We start from the raw sequence: 22,761 nt of genomic DNA on the forward strand, positions 1-22,761 counted from the left end.
CTAAATTTTTATTCAAACTTAAATTCATACTTTCTCATAAAATCTTTCATTTCTGGACTTGATTTATTTGGTTTAAAATCCATAGTCCATTTTGGCTTACTACCATCTTGTAAGTTTGATTTAGAAAAATCTCTTAAATTAAATTTTCCTTGTTTGTTATGTATAGTGTATCTATTTCCTACAAATTTACCAGTTTTTTTATCAAACACTTTTTCTATTTTTGGCATCTCCTTAACTCCTGCTGTATCTTTAAAGAATTTAAATACATCTTTATCTGGTACATTTTTAAATACCTTAACACCGCCTTTATTTGTATATTTTACTACTACCAACCCATCTCTATTTTACCTGTATCTTTATCAACCCAGCCTATTCTAGGACAATAATTTCCAAACCAGTATGGAATTGTATCATCATCTGAGTAGTCTGGGTCTAATGGCATATGTTTTCTAATATATTCTATAGCTTCATTGGATGATATGTCCCATATTCTAAAATTTTGCTTAATTTGTATAGGTGTGATGTAATCTTCGATTTTTTCTTTATAAAATTCCTCTGGAGGAAAAAGAAAAGCAAATCCTTCATCTAATAAGGCTTTTAAAATTATAAAAAAAAGTTCATTTTCCTCTTCTTGGCTTAATAGTCTATCAAAAAACAACTCATCCCCCCACCAATTATAATGCAAAATGCTTATCCAAGAACCATAAGAATACTCATATATTCTATTTAATAAATCATCTGTTATTTTTATATTACTAAGCATTACTTCTTCTTTATTCAAATTTTAATTCATACTTTCTCATAAAATCTTTCATTTCTGGACTTGATTTATTTGGTTTAAAATCCATAGTCCATTTTGGCTTACTGCCATCTTGTAAGTTTGATGTAAAAAATAGATTTTTAACAATAACCTTACTCAAAATCAAACTCGATTTTACCATTTTTACTAACCCACCCAATTCTTGGACAAAAATTACTAAAACAATAACCATCGCTCATTTTTTGATTAAATACCATATAGAGCTTTTTTGGAATTTTTTTACGCATATAATATATTACATCTTTAATAGGAATGTCCCAAATTTGATATCCTTGATTTATCCTTATAGGCGTTATATATTTTTTTAAGTTTTTATTATAAAATTCTTCTGGTGGGAAAAAAACTATTTTGTTTTCATATGCCCATATTTCTAAAAGAATAAAAAAAGACTTATAGACATATTTATTGTTTATAATAGTAGATAAATACCAAGGAATCTGATCTATCCAAGAATTATACAATTCTTTAAAAATATCATCTTTTTTATTAAAAATATATTTTTCTATATTACTCAAATTTGATTTCATAATTACTTACTTTACTTTTATCAATCAATTTAATATCCATAGTCCATTTTGGCTTATTGCCATTAGATAATTTAGATTTTAAATTATATCTTAAATAATTGATTTTACTATTATTTATTAATAAATTTGTCCTGTATCTTTATCTACCCAGCGAATTTTAATACTTCTTTCATACCAAAATTTACCCCATTCATCATTTTCATCATCTACGCCATCTAGATATTTTAAATCTGAAGGAAACTCACTTCTTATATACTCTATCATTTTATCAGATGATACATCCCAAAACTGATCTCCTTGTAGTTCTTTTTTTGGTTCTCCAAGTGGGGCATGAGCTAAAATAAGTCCATCATCTATCATTCTTTTAAATAGAGCTAGAAATATCTCAGCTTCTTCTTCATAAGTTATTTTTCTTCCTAGGTCTTTAGCGAATAATTCATTTCCCCAACCATATAAAGAACTTACCCAATTTGAAAAAGCCCAATCATATATTTCTTCTATTTGTTCATCACTAAACATTTTACTATTAATGAGTAATTTATTTGAATTTGAGTTCTGTTCCATCTTTAATTCCTTTCGCATCTTTGATTTCAAAAGTCCATTTTGGCTTACTACCAGCCCATCTCTATTTTACCTGTATCTTTATCAACCCAGCCTATTCTAGGACAATAATTTCCAAACCAGTATGGAATTGTATCATCATCTGAGTAGTCTGGGTCTAATGGCATATGTTTTCTAATATATTCTATAGCTTCATTGGATGATATGTCCCATATTCCATATCCATCTATATCCATTCTAGTAGATACAAACTCGTCTTTTTTTACTAAATCGCTTGGTGGATATAGCACAATAAGTCCTTCATCTAAAAGACGTTTTAAAACTGCAAGAAAGAGTTCATTTTCTTCTAACCAATCAAAATCCTCATAATCACTATGATAAACAATACCTATCCAGCAACCATAAGCATCTTTATACACATTATGAGAAATTCTTTTTATTATCTCTTTTTGTTTATCTGTAAAATTATTCAAATTTTAACTCCCTTGTTATGATTTTGCCTTTTGAATCTGTTCCAATAGGAACTTCCATTGTCCATCTAGCTGATTTGCCATTAGATAGTAAAGAGTTTGAATTATGTCTTAAATTTATTTTACCTTTACCTGTGTCTACTGTATAGATGGTTATTTTTTCTTTTATTTTTTTACCGTTTCTTGTGACTTCAGTAGTTGTTTTTCTAGCTTTTGGCATCTCTTTAACTCCTGCTGTATCTTTAAAGAATTTAAATACATCTTTATCTGGTACATTTTTAAATACCTTAACACCGCCTTTATTTGTATATTTTACTACTACCAACCCATCTCTATTTTACCTGTATCTTTATCAACCCAGCCTATTCTAGGACAATAATTTCCAAACCAGTATGGAATTGTATCATCATCTGAGTAGTCTGGGTCTAATGGCATATGTTTTCTAATATATTCTATAGCTTCATTGGATGATATGTCCCATATTCCATATCCATCTATATCCATTCTAGTAGATACAAACTCGTCTTTTTTTACTAAATCGCTTGGTGGATATAGCACAATAAGTCCTTCATCTAAAAGACGTTTTAAAACTGCAAGAAAGAGTTCATTTTCTTCTTCTTGGCTTAATAGTCTATCAAAAAACAACTCATCCCCCCACCAATTATAATGCAAAATGCTTATCCAAGAACCATAAGAATACTCATATATTCTATTTAATAAATCATCTGTTATTTTTATATTACTAAGCATTACTTCTTCTTTATTCAAATTTTAATTCATATTTTTTCATAAAATCTTTCATTTCTGGACTTGATTTGTTTGGTTTAAAATCCATAGTCCATTTTGGCTTATTGCCATTAGATAATTTAGATTTTAAATTATATCTTAAATAATTGATTTTACTATTATTTATTAATAAATTTGTCCTGTATCTTTATCTACCCAGCGAATTTTAATACTTCTTTCATACCAAAATTTACCCCATTCATCATTTTCATCATCTACGCCATCTAGATATTTTAAATCTGAAGGAAACTCACTTCTTATATACTCTATCATTTTATCAGATGATACATCCCAAAACTGATCTCCTTGTAGTTCTTTTTTTGGTTCTCCAAGTGGGGCATGAGCTAAAATAAGTCCATCATCTATCATTCTTTTAAATAGAGCTAGAAATATCTCAGCTTCTTCTTCATAAGTTATTTTTCTTCCTAGGTCTTTAGCGAATAATTCATTTCCTAAGCCATACAATGCATCAACCCAATATCCGAAATAATATTCTAAAATATATTCTATGTGTTCTTGCGTGAACATATGTGGGTTTATTAAAAATTCTTTCATGGTGCTATCTCCTGTCAAAGACTACTCAAATTTTATTTCATATTTTTTCATAAAATTTTGCATTTCCGGATTTGATTTTTATAGCTATCTTGTTCCGCTAATTTAGAAAAGTTTCTTCAATCTAAAAAAATTTTACCCGTCTCTTTATCTACCCAATAAATTTCAGGGCAATCTTCATACCAAAATTTAATATATGCTGTATCTGTGTCCTCCAAACCTTTTAAATGTATTATATCTTTTGGAAAAACACTTCTTATATACTCTATCATTTTATCTGATGATACATCCCATACACTAAGTCCATCTATCTCTTTTTCTGGCGCATCTTTAGTTGGCGATATTGCTAATATAAGTCCATCATCTATCATTCTTTTAAATAGAGCTAGAAATACTTCAGCCTCTTCTTCATATGTTAATTTTCTTTCTAGTTGTTCTGAAAAGAATTCATTTCCCCATCCATATAAACAATTAACCCAGTATCCTAGATTTTCATTATAAATCACATCTATTTGTTCTTTTGTAAAAATATTAGAATTTAAAAAATTTATACCCATTTTGATGCTCACTTAAATTTTAATTCTATGTTATTTTTTGTATTAGGTAATTCTTTTATTTGCAAAGTCCAGCTAAAGACACTCCCATCTTTTGATTTTTGTGTTGCAAAATCTCGCAAAATATAATCAACGCCATCTTTTTTAATTATATATATCTCACCTTTAAATTTTCCGCTTTTTTTATCAAACACTTTTTGAGCTTTTGGCATCTCCTTAACTCCTGCTGTATCTTTAAAGAATTTAAATACATCTTTATCTGGTACATTTTTAAATACCTTAGCACCGCCTTTATTTGTAGGATCTGCTAAGTATGTTTTACCAGCTATAGTTATAGCACCTGCTTTATTTTTTTTATCAAATAGTTTTTTTATTTGATTTTGGTTATTTCCTGGAGATGAAGTTATTTTATTATTTGTTTTGTTTTTAACTTGCTTTTTAGCATTATCCCCAGCTTTTAGTTTTTTACCTCCATCGCCTTCGATCGTAACTGGCCCTACGTTTACAACACCTCTATGCTCTATCAAATCACTATTATTAAATTTAATACCAGCTTTTATAAAAACTTTTTTCATAAACTTACTGTGATATTCATCTTTTTCTAATGCTTTAGATAGATCATACTTAAGCAATGGTCCGGTTCTAGCTCTTCCCAAACCATCGCCATGATCGAAATCATGACATTGAACACATTTTTGAATAAATGATTTTGTTAATTTATCTATAGCTTCTTTAGATATTTTTTTAACAAAAGATGATCTAAAAGTAGCTTGGACAACTCTTGCACCTAAAGATATTACAACTGGTGCTACATTATCACTGGAGTATTTATCTAGTTCGTTAAAAAACTCTTCATTATATAATACTTTTTTATCATAACTATTTGCTTTTGTATCTTGATACTTATATAGTGGTTTTTTATCTTTTAAGCTTTCATTCAGATAGTAAGTTAGTAGATATCCTTGATGATTTGCTAATATATCTTGTTCTTTATCATTTGGTATAAAATTACCTTTAGAAAAACTAATTAAATGATAAAGCTCATGTCCTAAAGCTTTGGTTAGTTTTACTGGATTATTTATATATGCTAAATTTATATAAATGGAATTTGGAGTAGCGGTATTAAAATTTCCTAAAAATTGAGAGTTATTTGCTCCTATTTCATAAGTATTTAATAAAACTACATTTATCTCATCGCTATAACCAAAATTTTTTGCATAAGAGGTCATAAATTTGCTTAAAATTTCCTCTTTTTCTTTAATGTTTAAGTTATCTTGAAAAATTTCTATAAATAAATTGCTATTTGTTTTTAAAACTTTATCAATGATATTTAAGTTTTCAAATTTACTATTTTTGTTAAAAAATAGTTTTGTATAGATGTGAGTGTTATACAAATTTGAGTTTATAATATTTGTATTGTTTGATAATAAAACTCCATCTTTAGATAAAAAATTAGAATTGGTTGAAATAAAGTTATTTGTATAAATTTCTAAATGATTATTTGCTTTTATAAGTGAGTTTAAATTTATAAAATCATAAGTGTTATAAATTTCTAAATTATTAGCATAAATTTTACCTTTATTTATAATACTATCGCTATTAATAGTTGCAAAGTAGTAATTATAAATCAGACCCTCATTTGATAAAAATTTAGTTTGCAGATCTAGCTTTATGCTTTCTAATGTGTCATTATTTTTTATGCTGTTTGACTTTATATCTAAAATAGCAGAAGATATTAAGGAGTCATTATCTATATTTTTTGCTTTTAAACTTAGGGATGAATTTGATACTAAATATCCTTCATTTATTATCTCTTTGGCTTTAATTTCTATCTTTTTATTAGAGATTATATCACCACTATTAATCAAATCTCCATTAGAACTTATTTCTATAAAATTACTTGCTACTATTTTACCTTTATTATTTACACCAATACCATTCTTGGTGCCTACTAGCTTTATTTTATTAGCATACATTCCGCCAAGAGATGAGCTGTCTATAGAAAATTTTGAAGTTTTTATACTGTTTTCATTATTTGATAAGATACTACCATCTTTGTTAATAGTATTATCTCCAGTTATGATATTTATCTCATTAGCATGAATGCTTGCATTTATCTTTGCACTATGCGTTAGGATATTTAAATAATTGCTCTCATCTTTTAAACCTCTAGAAGTAATTAAAATTTCACCTTTATTAACTGCTATATTTTTAATACCACCATTTTCATACTCTATATTTCCAGTTGTTAGTGTTGTAGATTTAGAGTTTATAAAGTGAGTTCCATCTATATTTATACCACTTGGATTTGCTATGATTAAATCAGCCTTATCTCCTGCTATTTCTATATTACCGGTTAAAATGCTTTTTTCATTAGAATTTACTTTATTTACTATAAGCTTAGCTGAACTCTTGCTAAGGTGTGGATTTGCATGAATATAACCAGCTGTTATGGTATCGCTTCCAACCATTGAGTTATTTAAAATAGTTCCATCTTTAGATGCATCAAATTTAGAGTATTCATTCATAGATATACCATTATTGTTAGGCTTGGTTATATCTATTAAAACTGCATTGTTTGGAGTTTTTAAAATAGTTGGCTGATTATGTTTGGGAGCATTAATATCAGCTATAATATTAGCTAGGATTGGGTTTGGGGATATAAGGGATAAAGAGATTAGGATGGATAGAGGTTGGTTTAAAGTTTTTAAATTTATGAATTTAGGCTTTTTAATATTTAAAAAATTATAAAAAGATAGATTTTTGGTTAATACTTTATGAAAGAGAGGTTTATTATTTAATGAATTGTTTTTATTATTCAAAGCGTATCCTTAAAATGTGTATGTTAGACCAAAGTTTAAAGCTACTTTATCGGTCTCAAAATATTCCGGTTTACTTAGTGCTTTACCAACAAAGATATCATATCCAAGAGAGCCACTTGGTTTAAAATTCCCTTTTAATCCAATACCCACGCCAGCTAAAGCATTTTTTGAATCATGTAAACCAGCTTGTGGCGTTACATTACCAATATCAAATGCAAAATATGTCTTATGATTATTTATATAGTCGTATTCTAGGGTATTGCGGATTAAAAACCCTCTATCTCCAACTAAGCTCATCTCACCATCAAATCCACGAATAGTATAATATCCTCCTAGACTTATACGCTCTTGCATAGTTAAAGGAGTGCCATTATACATAGCTTGAAATTTTAAATCATATGTTAAAGGTATGTTGCTAGATGATTTGCGAAAGCCAAAATTTAAAATATATTTTTCAAACCTGCTAGTTCCGCCGTTATAATCCTCTTCTAGTGCTCTTAGTGATCCTCTAGCACCTGTGCCTTTTTTATAAGAGGCGCCAAGTACAATAGATCCATTTCCTATATAAAACTGCGAATTTAACCCTATCTCATATCCAGCTGTTTTTCGTCTTTGGTTATCCAACTCGTAATCTTGTATGAAATTTTTATTTTCTCTCTCCCAAAGACGAAGATATATGCTATTTTTTGAGATTTGATTACGATGATACAAATAATTTAGCGTTAAATTTCTATTTTTACTTTCTCCACTATATTTATAAACACCATATGCTCCAGCTATGGCTTGATCATAATTATATTTGTATTCGTTAAAATCAAGTGAAATTCTACCAAATGGCAGAGTAAAACCATAATAAATACTATCATTGCCACCATTTTCACTCTCGTTATTTACTCTTTGATGTTCGCCTCTAAATATATTTTTAGTGTATGATAGATATAAAATTTCATTAAGTCCTAATAAATTTAAGCCTTGTACACTCGCATCACCCTTATACTTGCCAGTAGCGTCTGAGCCTGAGTTATCGAAGCTAAGTTGAGCTATTATAGGGAAAGATTTTTGTTTAGTGATATTAATATTTGTAAAATTTGGTTTTAAAGAAGGGATGAGTTCTACGCCAACTTGTGCATTTGATGAGTTTTGAAAAACTTCAAGAGCCTGCTCAATATCTCGTAAATTTAAATCATCACTACTAACATTACCGCCAAATGCCATAAATGCGGAAATTTTATCAGTTGTGTTATTGCTTTCATTTATAAGTATTTGATCTATTTTTCCTTCAAGCACTTCAAATGTTAATGTTTTTTCTGTTTTTATGTTTTGATTAGGGATTATCACGCTTGTAGTTATAAGTCCGCTAGATATTATCTCATTACTAAAAGCAGAGTGTAAAATGGCTATACTCTTCTTACCAAGACACTGCCCTTTTTGAAATTTTACCTTTTTAAGTACTTTTTTTAGGCGGTCTGAAAAATTATCTTTGTTTTTGCCGGTTAAATTGATATCATTTATTACAAAACAAGGTTTTTCGTTTAAAATAAGTGAAAATTTCTCATGCTTGCTTTTTGGTTGTAAATTTATGTTTGAGTTTGGCATATTTTCTTGAAGTTGCTTTAAATGTTGCTGTTCATTTACAAATTCTCTTTGTTGGATTTGCCTTTCGTTAGAATAAAGCAACGACAAAGCAAAAATAAAACAAAAAATAATTTTTAACATTCAAAACCCAAAAATAGTTAATATCTAGTAAATATTTTATCTTTTATGTTATTAAAAATATCTTAATATGTATAATAATAATCATTTTATTTTTTATTTAAATTTAATTATGGACTCACTAATAAAATTTAGTCCAAAGATGTTTGAAATTTATTGCTTTATAAATTTACTAATAAATCAAAGCGAAATTCATAACTATGCCAAATAGCAAAAAGTATGAAATATACAATACAAAACCTCATAAATATTTTTTTAAATTGGCTTTGCAATGGATTTCAAATCAAATATTAAATTTGAGTAGTTTTATCAAATTTATCATTAAAAAATGCTACTATAAAATAATTATTTTATATTTTTAATTTAATATAAATTTACTTTTATAATTTTAATGAATTAAATTTATAAAAATAAATTTTATAATAATGCCAAATTTACTTGTTTAAAAACTTGGCATTATTTAGAGTTATAATTATTTTAATTAATCTTAGTTTTAAAAATCACAAAAAAACATTAAAGCACATCAAATTTATAAGATACTCTTAACCAAATTTCATCTTGCTCTGTAGTTTTTTCATCGCTTTTGTTTGGATCTTTTTCCAATTCAGAATAAAATACAGCAGCACTTAATCCCTTAACTTGTTTTACAGCGTAATTTACAACAGTAGCCCAACCTTTTATATCAACATCTTTGTTTGTTCTATTGTTTTTACTATCTTGCTCACCATTTACATAGTGAAATGCGGCTTTAAGACCATCTACGCCAACTTGAGCAAAATTATACTCAAGTAAAATTTTATGAGTATCCATACCTGCTTGATTAGAATAAACAAAAGGTCCTCTTATAGGAAGAAATGTATATGTATTTCCACCATTTCCAACGCTTATGATAGTAGAATCTTTATCGCTAACAGTTGTGTATGCATAATACAAGCTAAAGCCGTAAAAATCCTTAAATCCAGCTCTAAGTCCTAACATATCGCCATCAAAATTCTCTTTATCAAACTCACCATCTACTCTTGAGCCGTTATACCTAGCGTCAAAAACTAACTTAAGCATATCCAAAGGAACTATGTAATTAACTTCTCCAAAAAATAAATTTACATCCCCATTACCATTACCAGAAGCAAAATTTGTTACACGAGCATATGATCCTGTAAATGTTGTATCTTGTATAGATTTATTTATGGCAGCTATAGTAAAAATATTATCAAATTCTCTTGCATATGGACTAACGCCTCCAAGAACTACCCTATCTTTAAACACAGGTGCTCTACCATCTTTATCACTATCTGCTGACATAACGGCATTTGTTCTACCTTGAAATTTATAAAACCAACCAGCTTGAATCTCAGTATCTGGTAAATTGTTATTATATACACTAACACCTTCAAATGCTTCTTTAAAAGCACGAGTATAGTTTCCACTAACAAGTGGCATATTTACATACTGACGACCTGCTTTAATATCAGTTTTATCAAAAGTATATCCCAAATACGCCTCAGATAGAACAAATCCAGTAGCCCACCACTCTGCTCTATTCATTTGTTTTGAATTTTGATCATCATTAAGAGGCGATGCATTGCCCTGTCCTGTCAAACCAATCCTAAAACCATAAAGAGGGTCTGTTACATATGACATTTCTATGCCAGTTGTAAGCATATTTTCATTATTATAAGGACTTCCATCGTTTGTCTGATCTACATACGCAGCCTTTAACTCTGTTTTTAACTTTCCATTTACAAGAGCTTCTTCAAGATTCTCAGCAGCATTTAGAGTACCAAATGAGCATAATGCCAAACAAACGCCCAAACTTTTGTGTTTTATTATACAAAAATTAAACTTAAAAATATTTTTCTAAAATACATTATTAAGATTAAATACAAATTTTTACACAAAAATGTATTTTTTATGCTATAAAATAGAGCTTTTAGCGGGTTTAAGTTTAAAACTTAATAATTACATTTTAATATATAGCTATTTAAAATTTAAAATAAACGCTATTTGTATAAAAACTCGCTTAATGCGGTTGATATATTAAATCATACTAAATTTTGTGGTTTTATGCCTAAAACAAGCACTTTTAACATATTTTCAAAATTATGTGTAAAGCTTTATTTATCATTTAAATTTATTTTTAAGCAAATTTTAAATAACTAATATTAAAATTTACACCAAAAGGATAAAGTGTGGTAAAGAAATTTTTTAATTATTCTGTATTAGTAGTGTTTTTTATGCTAATTTTTAATAATAAAAATTTCCTTACCATCTGCTTTGGAATATGTCTATTTTTATACTCTCTTGAAGTTTTATCAAACAGCTTTAAGATGATGACTGGTAGTTGGCTTGAAATTTTTCTTAAAAAAGCTACAAAAAACAATACCACAAGCTTTCTTTTTGGACTTATTAGCACGGCAATAATGCAATCAAGCGGTCTTGTTACTGTTCTTTGTATTTCATTTTTAAGTGCAGAACTCATAACGCTTCTTTCTGGACTTTTTGTGATATTTGGGACAAACATTGGCACAACTACTGGTGCTTGGCTAATTGCCGGGGTAGGACTTAAAATAGATATCGCAAACTATGCAATGCCAATTGTTATATTTGGTGTCATTTTTACCATAATGCGTGAAAATGCTATAAAAGGTATCGGTTGTTTCTTAATTAGCATTGGTCTTATCTTAATAGCCATTATGTATATGAAAAGCGGATTTGAAAACACAAAAGAGAATATAGACTTGGCAAAATATTCAATTGCTGGTCTTAAAGGCGTAGTTATTTATGTCATAGTTGGCACACTTATAACAGCCCTTATGCAAAGCTCACACGCAACACTTATGCTAACACTTGCCGCACTTGCAAATAACCAAATAGTCTATGAAAATGCATTAGCTATAGCAATCGGCTCAAATGTTGGTAGCACCATAATGGCGATAATTGGCTCACTAAACGCAAATACAAATGGCAAGCGTCTTATGCTGGGTCATGTCATTGTAAATATTGTTGTAGCAATTATAGCAATAATACTTTTTAATCCTTTTGTTAATATTGTAGATATTAGTGCTAAATTTTTTGGTATCAAAAACAATGATTATATGCTTAAACTCTCGCTTTTTCACACATATTTTAACTTTCTTATTATGATAATTTTTGCTCCATTTGCAAAGCAATTTGTAAATTTACTTGAAAAACTCATCAAACAAAAAGATTATCATAGAAATCAAATAGATAAAGCCATATATTTAAATCAAGACGCTTTAATATCTATTGAGAGTTCAAAAAAACTTATAAATGAAGAGATTAGACATCTTGTAAAAAACACATATACAATCCTTGCAAAAAGCATAAGCATCTCATCAAACGATATTAACAACAATCAACCAGACGAGATAATAAAACTTCGCCAAACACCAATCAAAATTGACTTTAAAGAACTTTATGCGCAACGCTTTAAGCCAATTTATAATGAGATTATTGATTTTAGCACTAAAGCGCAAAACTTTGATAAAACACAGAAATTTAGCGAGTATTTTATGGCTATTAGAAAAGTATGTTTATATCTTGCTAATACGCTTAAAAATATGGAATTAATACATAAAAATATCTATTATTTTATAAACCACGATAATGAATTTATCAAGTCAAAATACGACTTGCTAAGGCTAAATTTAACAAAAACACTAAAACTAACAAATGAAATTTTACTTAACGATAGTTTAGATGAAGCAAAAGAACATTTAATAGCATTAAAATCACTTAAAAAATCGCGCAACGATAACTCATTTGATGCTATAAATAATCTTTTAAATAATGAGAAAATAACCTCATCTATGGCAACTTCTCTAATGAATGACAGCTCGATAGCGTGGGATATAACAAAAGATTTTATAAAAATTTCAAAACTTATTTTACTAAATCAGGGCAAATTTGACCAAACCGAAGTAATTAAAATGTTAGATGAATTGAAATAAATTTTTATAAATAAATTAATATTTTCAAATCATCTATCAATAAAATTTATATTTATGCTAGATAAATATAAATTTAAAAACTACTTTTTGGGAGAAAATATACCAACAAACATTTTATTTGTATCAAAAAGCTCATTTAATGCAGTTTTGATATCTTGCAAAGTTACCGAGTTTATGATTTTAGCCATATCATCGTAGCTTAAAATTTGTTCATCATTTATAACCGCTTGATTTATATGGTTTATTAAAAATGAAGATTTGTCCATATTTTTTTGAAGTGATATAATGGCTGATTTTTTATAATTTTGCAAATACACTTCATCAACAAACTCTTTTTGATATTTTTTTATAATATCTTTAGATTTTTCAACTATAAGTTTAGCATTATTTGGCGATGAAGAGTAGTTTATAATGCCAATAGATCTAGCATATGGCAGTTTATTTAAATCATAAGCTGCACTGATGGAGTAAACCTCGCTATCCTTTTCTCTTATATTTTCTCTTAAAATATTGCTTAATATACTTGAAGCTGCATCAAAAATGATATCTTTTTGTGGGCTAAATTTGATATCGTTGTTTGTAAATTTAATTTGAACCAAACTTCTTTCATCATTAGATGAAAAATCTTCAAAAAAGCCATTTTTTACAGCTCTTATCCCATCATCTTTAATATTTGCAACACTTGTTTTTGTATCCATTGATCCGATATATTTGTTTATTAGCTCTTCAAATTTACTCTCACTCATATCGCCACTTACTATTAAGTTAAAATTATAAGGATTTGAGTAGTTAAATTTAATAAATTCTCTACCATTATTTATATCAAATTTATTTATATCATCTGCATTCAAAAAGCTCTTTTTTTCGTTGTTGTTATAGTATTTTTGATTGTATTTTTTTAAAAAATTATACATTGGATTGGAGCTATTTTTATTTAATGCATCTAATGATTTTATTTTAAATCTTTTAGCAAACTCATCACTAAGTTTTGGCGATTTTATATCCAAAACAAGCATTTTTAACATATTTTCAAAATCATCTTTAGAGCTCTCCCCCTTGTATCCTCTTGAAGTTTCATTTATAAATTTATTCAAACTAAACATTTGTCCTTTTGTTATAACATTTATCTCAAAATCGCTGTATTTACCGACGCCGCTTCCATTTGATATATCTACGCTCATTGCAGGAAATTTAACACTCTCAAGGTTGCTAAAACCACCTTTTGAGCTAAAAATATATGTCATTTTGTTTTTTTGCTTCTCATTTGGCTTATAATAAACATTTATGCCATTTTCAAAACTATATTTTATAACGCCGCTTTTATCAATCTTTTTATCTACAAATTTAACACTTTTTAACTCGCCAACATCCAAAGAATTTGGTAAATTTACAGAAAAATCAACTTTCATGGGTTTTATTTCTCTAATGGCTTTTATATTTTTCTCATCAAAATTAAACTTATCTTTTGTTAAAAACTCAACCATAACACCATTTTTTTCAACCATACCTTTAAATTTGGCATTTATTTCATCTAGCGTAATATCATTTAAAAGCTCTTTTGTTATCTCGTAATCATCTTTTGGAGAGAGAAAAATATCACCATTTTGAACGAAATTTAGTATATCCATCAAATACTCTTTTGAGCTTTGAGTTTGACTCTTTTTAAATTTCATCTCATTTAATGATAAAAAATCACTCTTTGCCGCTTCAAAATACGATTTATCAAAACCATCTTTTTTAACTTTATTTATCAAAGAAAATATATTTTTTACTCCACCTATATAATCATTTGAAACAACTCTTTGAGTAAAAACATTTAGTGATTTTTGATCAAAAAGATTATAATCATAAAAATAAATATCGTTTGTTATCAAGCCTTTTTGTGCTAAATTTGAACTCATTTGTGAAAAAAGCTTTGTAAAATACCTTTTTATAATATACTCTTTATAGCTATTTTTATCTTTTATTACATTTGCTTTCCCTTCAAAATACACTCTTATACTCTCATTTGTAACCTCACTATCATGTGAGTTAAAAACTACAAATTTATCCCAAAAACCCATACTTTTATCTACATTTGGAATTTCTTTAGTATTTTTAATATCTGAAAAATTTTCACTTATAAGTTTTTTTACCTCATCAACATCAAAATCCCCAACTACTATCAAACTCATAAGCTTTGGCTGGTAATTTCTAGTATAAAACTCTCGCATAATTTCAGGAGTTGCACTTTTTACAATATCCATTTTTCCTATAGGAAGCCTGTTTAAATATATGCTATCTTTATAAATATAAGGCATACTTTGTTTGAAAATACGCTCAGAGCTATCTTTTCTCATTCTATCTTCTTCTATAATGATGCCTTTTTCTTTTTGAAGTTCATCTTCGTTAAAAAGTGCATAATGAGCCATATTTTCTAGCACTTTAAAACCGCTTTGTAAATTTTGTTTTGATGAATTTATCTCTAACTTATAAAAGGTATTATCAAAACTTGTTGCAGCATTTAAATCTGCACCAAATTTAACACCAAGTTTCTCAAGCTCACTTATAAGACTATTTTTATCAAAATCCTTTGTTCCATTAAACACCATATGTTCTACAAAGTGTGCGAGACCTTGCTCGTTTTCTTTTTCATTTATAGATCCTGCTGCGACATTTAGATAAATAAGAGCTGAATTTTGCGGAGTTTTGTTCTGTTTTATATAGTAAGTAAGACCATTTTCAAGCTTACCAACTATCACAGAATTATCATTTTCTAGCTCACTAGAAAAAACCAAACTAAAAGAAAGCATTACAAACATAAAAAATCTAATCATATCTAACCTTTTTTATTTTGATTATATATTTAGATTTTCTATAAAAAATAAATGTAAATTTAAATATAATTCTTTTAATTAAAAAATTATAAAAATTTCTAAATATTTAAATTATTTTTGTTTAATTTCATTATATTTTTATATAAATTATTAAAAATTTCAATATTTTCTTTACTGCTAGAGACATTTTCCAATTTGTTTTTTAAATCTTCATAATCAAAATTTAAAAATTCATCAAAAAATCTCTTACCTCTATAAATACTCAAATTCTCATCCAAATAGATATTTCCTTTCATCTTTTTATTGTTAAAATAAAATAAAATTGGCTTTATATCTTGGTTTAATTCTCTTACTAAATAAGCATAAGTTTTTATAAATTTTCTATTTATATCCATAAATTTACCAGTATCGTGATCGTCATTATATTTAATTTCAAGATAGTAAATTTTGTTATTTTTATCTTTAAAAAGCAAATCAATATCGTGTCTTAAATTAATAGTTTCAATACTTTTATCATTTAAAATTTGATATTGTAAAGTCCGAAATTCTTTTAAAATATCAAAATTAGTTTTAGTCTGTGCGTTTGTGATGTAAGTATCAATCAAATTGTCTATTTTATTTGAGATTTTAAAATTATTACTTTTTTTACCACTATATTTTGTTAAAATTTCATAACCACTATTTTTTACAAGACCACACATTAACTCTTCTATAAAATTTCCAAATTGAATATTCATACTTTGTAATATTCCACCCAAAACTCTATACTCAAAAGGTATAAAATGAAGCTTATTTTTATGTTTATTTATGATAACTTTAAATTTTTTGTCACTAGTTGAATTTTTTATTAATTTTTTTATAGAACTTAATAAAATATCATCCAAATTTAACATCTAAATTCCCTTTCATACTTATATCTTAATTCATCAATACTTACTAACTTTTCATTTTCTAAAATGTAAAAATAAGACCAACCATTACAATTGCTTCTATTTAAATGTTTTGCTGCCATTTTATGTATACTTAAAATTTCACTTTTATCATTAACTTTATCTCCAAACAAAGTGCAAATAAATTCACGATTTTTATTATAAAATTTTTCATTTTCCTTCAAAAAGCCAACTTTTAGAAGTTCTTTTAAACTAACACGAGGCGGTTTTACTTCTAGTTTTCCAAGACTTATATCATTAATCTCTTTTTTTACATTTGAGATTCTATTTTTTGAAGCTTTTACATAAATTTCATCTTTCTCAATCCCAATATAATGTCTATCAAATTTTTTAGCAATTACACCAGTAGTCCCTGTCCCAAAAAATGGATCTAAAATTATATCACCTGGTTTTGAGCTTGATAGTATTATTTTTTCTAGTAATTTTTCTGGTTTTTGTGTTGAGTGAAGCTTTTTACCATCAATACCCTTTAATCTTTCATTGCCAATGCAAAGACCTATATCCCAAACGCTTTTTTCTTGTTTATCGTTGTTTAAATGCTTCATTGTTTTATAGTTAAAAGTATAAGTTGAGTTTTTACTTTTTGAACACCACAGCAAAGTTTCATGAGAATTGCAAAATCTAGTCCCTCGAAAATTTGGCACAGGATTTGTTTTTGACCAAATAACATCGTTTAAAATCCAAAATCCCAAATTTTGCATTATATATCCCAATCTATAAATATTTTGAAACGAGCCAATAACCCATATAGAGCCATTTTTCTTTAATACCCTTTTACACTCTTTTAGCCAACTAGTACAAAACTCATCATAGTGCTCAAAATCATTAAATTTATCCCATTCATCATCTACACCACTAAATACTTCTCCATTATTTCGTAAAAGCTCGCCATCTGTTTGCATAAAATACGGCGGATCAGCAAATATCAAATCCACATAATTTGAAGGTATTGTTTTTAAAATTTCAATACAATCTCCACAAATTACATTATCTTTTTGTAACAAATTTTAACCTTTCCTTAAATTTATAATTATTACACATCATAAATTTATAAAATATAATTTTACTTATTTATAATTTTAAAATTTAGATATTTTTGAAAAATCCTCTTAGATTATCCAGTATAAAATCCCATTTTCGCTCTATTAAAATTTTCATTATATGACCAAAATACCCACTTACTTTAAAGCCCAAAACCTCTCCAAGTGCATAATCATCTCCTATAGAACAAACACTTCCAAGAGATTTAAAACTAAATTTCTCAATATCTTTTTCTCCATTTAATTTAGCTTGGATACTTTTAGCTACATATTTCCCCATTTTAAGGCTTATTTGTGCACTTTGTATATGAGGTTTAGAGTTTTTTAAAATAAAAGCAGAACTATCGCCTATAGCATAAACATTTTTTTCAAAACCTATAGGATTAAGAAACTCATCTACTTCTATTCTTGTTCTAATCTGCTTGAAATCCAAATTTTTAATCAAATCATTTCCCCTAGTTCCAGCAGTCCAAATAATCGTATTTGCTTTAATTTCTCCTAAATTTTCTACAACTATGCTATCATTTGAAACAGATAGTATTTTTGAGTTTAAATACACTTTTACACCCATACGCTCAAGTTTTCTTTTTGCCATATCCCTAAGTTTTTCATCATAAATTGGCAGTATGTAAGGAAGTGCTTCAACAATGCATATATTAAGCTCATTTTCATCTACATTTATTTTTTTTGCATATTTTTTAAGCTCATTTAACAAAGAACCAGCAAGCTCAACGCCGCTTAATCCAGCGCCACAAATTATAAAACTTAAATCTTTTTTATCGTTTGTAAATTTATAATTATCAAGTTTTTGATATATATCTTTTTTTATCTCCAAAGCCTCTTCATAGCTACTTAAAGAGGGAAGTTTTTTTACGCCTTGGATACCAAAATCTTCTATACTGTAACCAAGTGCTATAACTAGATAATCAAACTTATACTCGCCATTTTTTGTTACAACTTTATCTTTTTTGATATCAACTACACTATCTACAACCAAATTTATCTTTTCGTCTATCACATCTTTTAGATTATAAATCGCCCTACTATCACATTCTCCACTTGCAACCTTATGCAAAAGTGCACTATGATAATGATATGAATTTGTATTTATTAGTGTTATTTCGCAATTGTTAATACTTTTATAGCTGTCAAATTTTTTAAAAAAGATAACCCAGCATACCCAGCACCCAAAACTAAAATTTTATTTTTATACACCCAAAAACTCCTTTAAATGATAAGTAAATTATATCACACTAAATTTAAAGATAAAACATTAAGTCATTTTTGGTTACAATTATTGCCAAAAAAGTTTTAGGAAATTTTATGCAAAAAGTTCATTTTATAGGCATAGGCGGTATCGGAATTTCTGCAATTGCTAGATTTTTAAAAGAAAAAAATTTTATAATAAGCGGTTCAGATATTAAAGAAACACAAACTATAATAGATTTAAGAAACGAAGGAATTCGCGTTATAACGCCCCATAGTGCTGATATCATACAAGATCAAGATATGGTAGTTTATTCAGCTGCTATAAAACCTGAAAATACAGAACTAATCGCAGCCAAAGAAAAAGGCATAAAATGTCTATCAAGAAAAGAGATATTACCATTTATACTAAATGATAAAAGAGTTTTTTCGGTTGCTGGAGCACACGGCAAAAGCACAACTTCTTCAATGCTTGCAAGTTTAGTTGATGGCTCTGTTATAATTGGTGCTATATCAAAGCAATTTGGCTCAAATATGAAATATTTTGAAAGCGAAAATGTCATTTTTGAAGCAGATGAAAGCGATAGTAGTTTTTTAAACTCAAACCCGTATTTAGCAGTTGTAACAAATGCTGAGCCTGAGCATATGGAGCATTACGATTATGATTTGGATAAATTTTACGCAGCTTATACTGGTTTTTTACAAAGAGCAAAAGTTAGAGTGATAAATGCTGAAGATGAGTTTTTATCTACGCTAAAAATGGACTGCATAAAACTATATCCAAGTAAAGATATAACGGATTCAAAAATGGTTTTAAGAAATTACGAACCATACATGAGTTTTAATCTTAAAAATTTAGGCACATTTGAAGTTTTTGGCATAGGGGAACATATCGCTATAGATGCTTCCCTTGCCATACTTGCAGCAAACTGCGAAGTTGGGCTTGAGAGCATAAGAGAAAATTTAGCCAAATACAAAGGCATAAAAAAGCGTTTTGATATACTAAAAGCCAGTAAAGACTTTATTTTAATAGATGATTATGGTCATCATCCAACTGAGATAAAAGCAACTCTAAAAAGTGCAAAAGAGTATGCTAATATGCTTGGAATTTCTCAAATAACCGTTATTTGGCAGCCGCATAGATTTACAAGATTAAAAGCAAATTTACAAAGCTTTAAAACATGCTTTGAAGGAGTGGATGATATCGTGATACTTCCTGTTTATTCAGGCGGAGAAGCCGATAATGGAATAAATTTAAAAAAAGAATTTAAAGAATTAAGACCAAATTTTGCAAAAAGAGTTTTTAATGAAGATGGAGCTATAACTTTTAATGATGAATTTGATGTAAAACACCGAATGGATGAAGGCTTGGTAATAGGCTTTGGAGCTGGTGATATAACTTACCAATTAAGAGGAGAAATATGAGATTTATCTTAATTTTAATTATTATAGTAGTTGCCATAATTATTTATAGCATAAACGATGAAAAACTTAGCAAAAAATCAAAACTTATCTCAACGCTAGTTGTGTTTTTTATCTGCATTTGTATATTTATATATGAGAGCAAAATTTCAACTATCAGCAAAGAAAAAACGAGTTTAGTTACGCAATTTAACCAAGGTAAAATTTTAAAATGTGGGATTTATGATGTAAATAAAAGCGGTTTTAACTACGAGTTTGGAACTTCGACATTCATACCAAAAAATGAGTTTGTAAATTTAAAAGGCGTGATTATAAATATCAAGGATTGCAAAATAGATGAATGAAGAAATTTTCAAAACACTGGATTTGCAAAATTACATTGAACATTTTAACTCATTTTTATCAAGACCAAAGCCACTTTTTTTACAAGGCGATAGTAAGCTTAATTACGAAAAGATACTAATCTTATCAAATAGCGAATTTAACGCACCTCCAAATGTAACAAATTTAGATGATGCTCTTTTAAGACTTACCAAACAAGCCACGCTTCATATAAGCGAAATTTATGAATTTGCAAAGATAATAGGATATTTTGAGTATCTAAAAAAACTCAAATTTGAACCAAAGCTTGATGAATGGCTACAAAAGATAGAAATACCTCAAAATTTAAAAGATTTGCCAGATAAATTTGATAAAAATGGCGAGTTTAAAGATGAATTAGATGAGAGATTTGCCAATCTAAAAGAAGCTTATAAAATCAAAAAAGAGCAGATAAACAGCGAACTTAAAAAACTAATTTACTCAAAAAGTTTAACGCCGTATCTTGTTGATACGCAAATTCACTACATAAATGATAGCGAAACACTTCTTTTAAGAGGTGGATTTAATCACGCTATTAAAGGTAGTGTTGTAGGAAGAAGTAGCGGCGGATTTTTTTATATTTTTCCAACAAATATAAGCAAGTTAAAAAACGAACAAAGCGAAATACTAGATAAAAAAGAAGAGATAATTTACGAACATTGTGTCAAAATTAGTTCTATTTTGCATAAAAATTATCTGTTTTTGAAATTTATAAATCAAACTTTCGATACTTTTGATGCTCTTAGCGCAAGAGCAATGATGGCAAAAAGCTATGATTTGAGCTTTGTTTTACCAGATAGCTCCAAAGATATTATTTTAAGCGAATTTGCACACCCTGCCCTAAAAAATCCAAAGCGAGTAAGCGTTGAGTTTTGCGGTAAAGTGCTACTAATCACAGGAGTAAATGCGGGCGGAAAAAGTATGCTCTTAAAATCCATTATAACAGCAAGCTTGCTTGCAAAATATCTTCTTCCTATGAGTATAAATAGTGATAAATCAAAAATAGGCACATTTAAAAACTTTGATACAATCATCGAAGATCCACAAAATGTCAAAAATGATATATCTACATTTGCAGGCAGAATGCTTAAATTTTCTAAACTTTTTTCTCAAAAATCCATCCTCATAGGGGTTGATGAAATAGAGCTTGGAACAGATTTTGAAGAAGCCGCAAGTCTTTATAGCGTAATGATAAACAAACTTATGCAAAATGATATGAAAATGGTAATTACAACGCACCATAAACGCTTAGCAATGTTACTTAGTAAAAATAGCGATGTAGAGCTAGTTGCAGCACTATATGATGAAGAAAAACGCTCACCTAAATTTGAGTTTTTAAAAGGCGTTATAGGTAAAAGTTATGCATTTGAAACTGCGCTTCGCTACGGCATAAGTCAAAACTTAGTAAGTGAGGCTAAAAAAGCTTATGGCGAAGATAAGGAAAATTTAAATTTAGCCATTTCTCAAGCTATAAATACACAAAATGAACTTAAAGAAAAAATCATACAAAATGAGATAAAATCGCAAAAACTAGACAGACTTATATCAAATTTAAAAGACCAGCAAGAGAAAAATGATGAAATTTTACAAAATAAAATAAATAAACTTGAAATTGAGTATTTTAAAGCTATAAATGAAGCCAAAAAAACTATAAATTTAAAAGATACAAAAGATAAACAAAGAAGCATAAACAGAGCAAATGATCTAAAAAAAGCCATAGAGCTTCCAAAGCAGAGCAAAAGCGAACATAAATTTAGCATTGGAGATAGGGTAAAATATAACAATATCAAAGGCGAAATAATATCCATAAACAAAAATGAAGTTACTATTTTAAGCGATGGCATAAAATTAAGAGTTTCGCTAAATTCCATAAAACCAAGCGGAAATCAAGCCAAAATGCAACAACCAAAGCTAAATTTAAACATACAAAAGCCAAAAAATGCAAGTATGATACTTGATTTACACGGACTTAGAGCTGAAGTTGCTTTACAAAAAGTTGATAAGTTTATTTCAGATAGTTTGCTTGTTGGTTTTGATGAAGTTGTTATAAAACACGGCATAGGCACTGGAAAACTAGCTTATGCTGTAAAAGAATTTTTAAAAGATCATCCAAGCGTAAAAGAGTTTTTTGATGCACCGCCAAATTTAGGTGGTTTTGGAGCAAAAATAGTAAGATTATAAAATGCAAATT

The 22,761-nt window shown here is 28.0% G+C and carries 21 protein-coding genes; 4 read left to right on the forward strand and 17 right to left on the reverse strand.

Features of this window, described 5'->3' with window-relative positions; all coding sequences use genetic code 11:
• Window positions 1-8: 8 nt before the first annotated feature.
• From CSPT_RS04935 to CSPT_RS04990, 13 genes are all read right to left on the reverse strand, one after another.
• Entirely contained in the window at window positions 9-332 is a 324-nt protein-coding gene (locus CSPT_RS04935) for a hypothetical protein (RefSeq protein ID WP_089182585.1), read from the reverse strand.
• Window positions 326-781 carry a hypothetical protein gene (locus tag CSPT_RS04940; RefSeq protein WP_089182586.1) on the reverse strand — a complete coding sequence of 152 codons (456 nt, stop codon included), beginning with the start codon at window positions 779-781 and terminating at the stop codon, window positions 326-328. The genes CSPT_RS04935 and CSPT_RS04940 overlap by 7 nt, the downstream gene beginning before the upstream one ends.
• The gene (locus CSPT_RS09065; RefSeq protein ID WP_161492214.1) at window positions 774-920 is read right to left on the reverse strand and encodes a hypothetical protein; all 147 of its coding nucleotides are present in this window, start codon (window positions 918-920) and stop codon (window positions 774-776) included. Before CSPT_RS09065 ends, CSPT_RS04940 begins: the two co-directional genes overlap by 8 nt.
• Window positions 913-1,347: a hypothetical protein gene (locus CSPT_RS04945; RefSeq protein ID WP_089182587.1), complete on the reverse strand. Its 435-nt coding sequence runs from the start codon at window positions 1,345-1,347 to the stop codon at window positions 913-915. The genes CSPT_RS09065 and CSPT_RS04945 overlap by 8 nt, the downstream gene beginning before the upstream one ends.
• Before the next feature lie 117 nt (window positions 1,348-1,464).
• Window positions 1,465-1,911 carry a hypothetical protein gene (locus tag CSPT_RS04950; RefSeq protein WP_089182588.1) on the reverse strand — a complete coding sequence of 149 codons (447 nt, stop codon included), beginning with the start codon at window positions 1,909-1,911 and terminating at the stop codon, window positions 1,465-1,467.
• A 47-nt stretch (window positions 1,912-1,958) separates the two neighbouring features.
• Window positions 1,959-2,381: a hypothetical protein gene (locus CSPT_RS04955; RefSeq protein WP_033916661.1), complete on the reverse strand. Its 423-nt coding sequence runs from the start codon at window positions 2,379-2,381 to the stop codon at window positions 1,959-1,961.
• Entirely contained in the window at window positions 2,374-2,703 is a 330-nt protein-coding gene (locus tag CSPT_RS04960; protein WP_089182589.1) for a hypothetical protein, read from the reverse strand. Before CSPT_RS04960 ends, CSPT_RS04955 begins: the two co-directional genes overlap by 8 nt.
• Complete coding sequence (locus CSPT_RS04965; protein ID WP_143297533.1) at window positions 2,697-3,146, reverse strand: hypothetical protein; 450 nt, start codon at window positions 3,144-3,146, stop codon at window positions 2,697-2,699. The genes CSPT_RS04960 and CSPT_RS04965 overlap by 7 nt, the downstream gene beginning before the upstream one ends.
• Before the next feature lie 144 nt (window positions 3,147-3,290).
• Complete coding sequence (locus CSPT_RS04970; protein ID WP_089182591.1) at window positions 3,291-3,719, reverse strand: hypothetical protein; 429 nt, start codon at window positions 3,717-3,719, stop codon at window positions 3,291-3,293.
• Window positions 3,720-3,835: 116 nt separating this feature from the next.
• Window positions 3,836-4,273: a hypothetical protein gene (locus tag CSPT_RS04975; RefSeq protein WP_089182592.1), complete on the reverse strand. Its 438-nt coding sequence runs from the start codon at window positions 4,271-4,273 to the stop codon at window positions 3,836-3,838.
• An 8-nt stretch (window positions 4,274-4,281) separates the two neighbouring features.
• Entirely contained in the window at window positions 4,282-7,092 is a 2,811-nt protein-coding gene (locus tag CSPT_RS04980) for a filamentous hemagglutinin N-terminal domain-containing protein (RefSeq protein WP_089182593.1), read from the reverse strand.
• A 9-nt stretch (window positions 7,093-7,101) separates the two neighbouring features.
• Entirely contained in the window at window positions 7,102-8,808 is a 1,707-nt protein-coding gene (locus CSPT_RS04985) for a ShlB/FhaC/HecB family hemolysin secretion/activation protein (RefSeq protein ID WP_089182594.1), read from the reverse strand.
• Window positions 8,809-9,318: 510 nt separating this feature from the next.
• The gene (locus tag CSPT_RS04990) at window positions 9,319-10,605 is read right to left on the reverse strand and encodes an OprD family outer membrane porin (RefSeq protein ID WP_235610045.1); all 1,287 of its coding nucleotides are present in this window, start codon (window positions 10,603-10,605) and stop codon (window positions 9,319-9,321) included.
• Between the two features lie 389 nt (window positions 10,606-10,994).
• On the opposite strand from CSPT_RS04990, the gene CSPT_RS04995 reads away from it, so the two are divergent.
• Window positions 10,995-12,776: a Na/Pi cotransporter family protein gene (locus tag CSPT_RS04995; protein ID WP_089182596.1), complete on the forward strand. Its 1,782-nt coding sequence runs from the start codon at window positions 10,995-10,997 to the stop codon at window positions 12,774-12,776.
• An 80-nt stretch (window positions 12,777-12,856) separates the two neighbouring features.
• On the opposite strand, the gene CSPT_RS05000 is transcribed toward CSPT_RS04995, so the two are convergent.
• The 4 genes from CSPT_RS05000 to CSPT_RS05015 all read right to left on the reverse strand — a co-directional run bounded on the left by CSPT_RS05000 (window position 12,857) and on the right by CSPT_RS05015 (window position 18,750).
• Complete coding sequence (locus tag CSPT_RS05000; protein ID WP_089182597.1) at window positions 12,857-15,592, reverse strand: M16 family metallopeptidase; 2,736 nt, start codon at window positions 15,590-15,592, stop codon at window positions 12,857-12,859.
• 98 nt (window positions 15,593-15,690) lie between these two features.
• Window positions 15,691-16,485, reverse strand: coding sequence for a HinfI family type II restriction enzyme (locus CSPT_RS05005; RefSeq protein ID WP_089182598.1), 795 nt, complete (start codon window positions 16,483-16,485; stop codon window positions 15,691-15,693).
• Entirely contained in the window at window positions 16,479-17,546 is a 1,068-nt protein-coding gene (locus CSPT_RS05010) for a DNA-methyltransferase (RefSeq protein WP_089182599.1), read from the reverse strand. The genes CSPT_RS05005 and CSPT_RS05010 overlap by 7 nt, the downstream gene beginning before the upstream one ends.
• Before the next feature lie 82 nt (window positions 17,547-17,628).
• The gene (locus tag CSPT_RS05015) at window positions 17,629-18,750 is read right to left on the reverse strand and encodes an NAD(P)/FAD-dependent oxidoreductase (RefSeq protein WP_089182600.1); all 1,122 of its coding nucleotides are present in this window, start codon (window positions 18,748-18,750) and stop codon (window positions 17,629-17,631) included.
• Between the two features lie 155 nt (window positions 18,751-18,905).
• Here CSPT_RS05015 and murC point away from each other — a divergent pair, with 155 nt between their 5' ends.
• Genes murC through CSPT_RS05030 form a run of 3 tightly spaced genes read left to right on the forward strand, consistent with a single transcriptional unit; the run spans window position 18,906 to window position 22,751 of the window.
• A complete protein-coding gene (gene murC / locus CSPT_RS05020) occupies window positions 18,906-20,213 on the forward strand; it encodes a UDP-N-acetylmuramate--L-alanine ligase (protein WP_089182601.1) in 1,308 nt (435 codons plus the stop codon).
• The gene (locus CSPT_RS05025; protein WP_089182602.1) at window positions 20,210-20,554 is read left to right on the forward strand and encodes a hypothetical protein; all 345 of its coding nucleotides are present in this window, start codon (window positions 20,210-20,212) and stop codon (window positions 20,552-20,554) included. Before murC ends, CSPT_RS05025 begins: the two co-directional genes overlap by 4 nt.
• Complete coding sequence (locus tag CSPT_RS05030; RefSeq protein ID WP_089182603.1) at window positions 20,547-22,751, forward strand: endonuclease MutS2; 2,205 nt, start codon at window positions 20,547-20,549, stop codon at window positions 22,749-22,751. Before CSPT_RS05025 ends, CSPT_RS05030 begins: the two co-directional genes overlap by 8 nt.
• The last annotated feature ends 10 nt before the right edge of the window (window positions 22,752-22,761 follow it).

This window comes from Campylobacter sputorum subsp. sputorum (assembly GCF_008245005.1).
Taxonomy (GTDB): Bacteria; Campylobacterota; Campylobacteria; order Campylobacterales; family Campylobacteraceae; genus Campylobacter_F; species Campylobacter_F sputorum.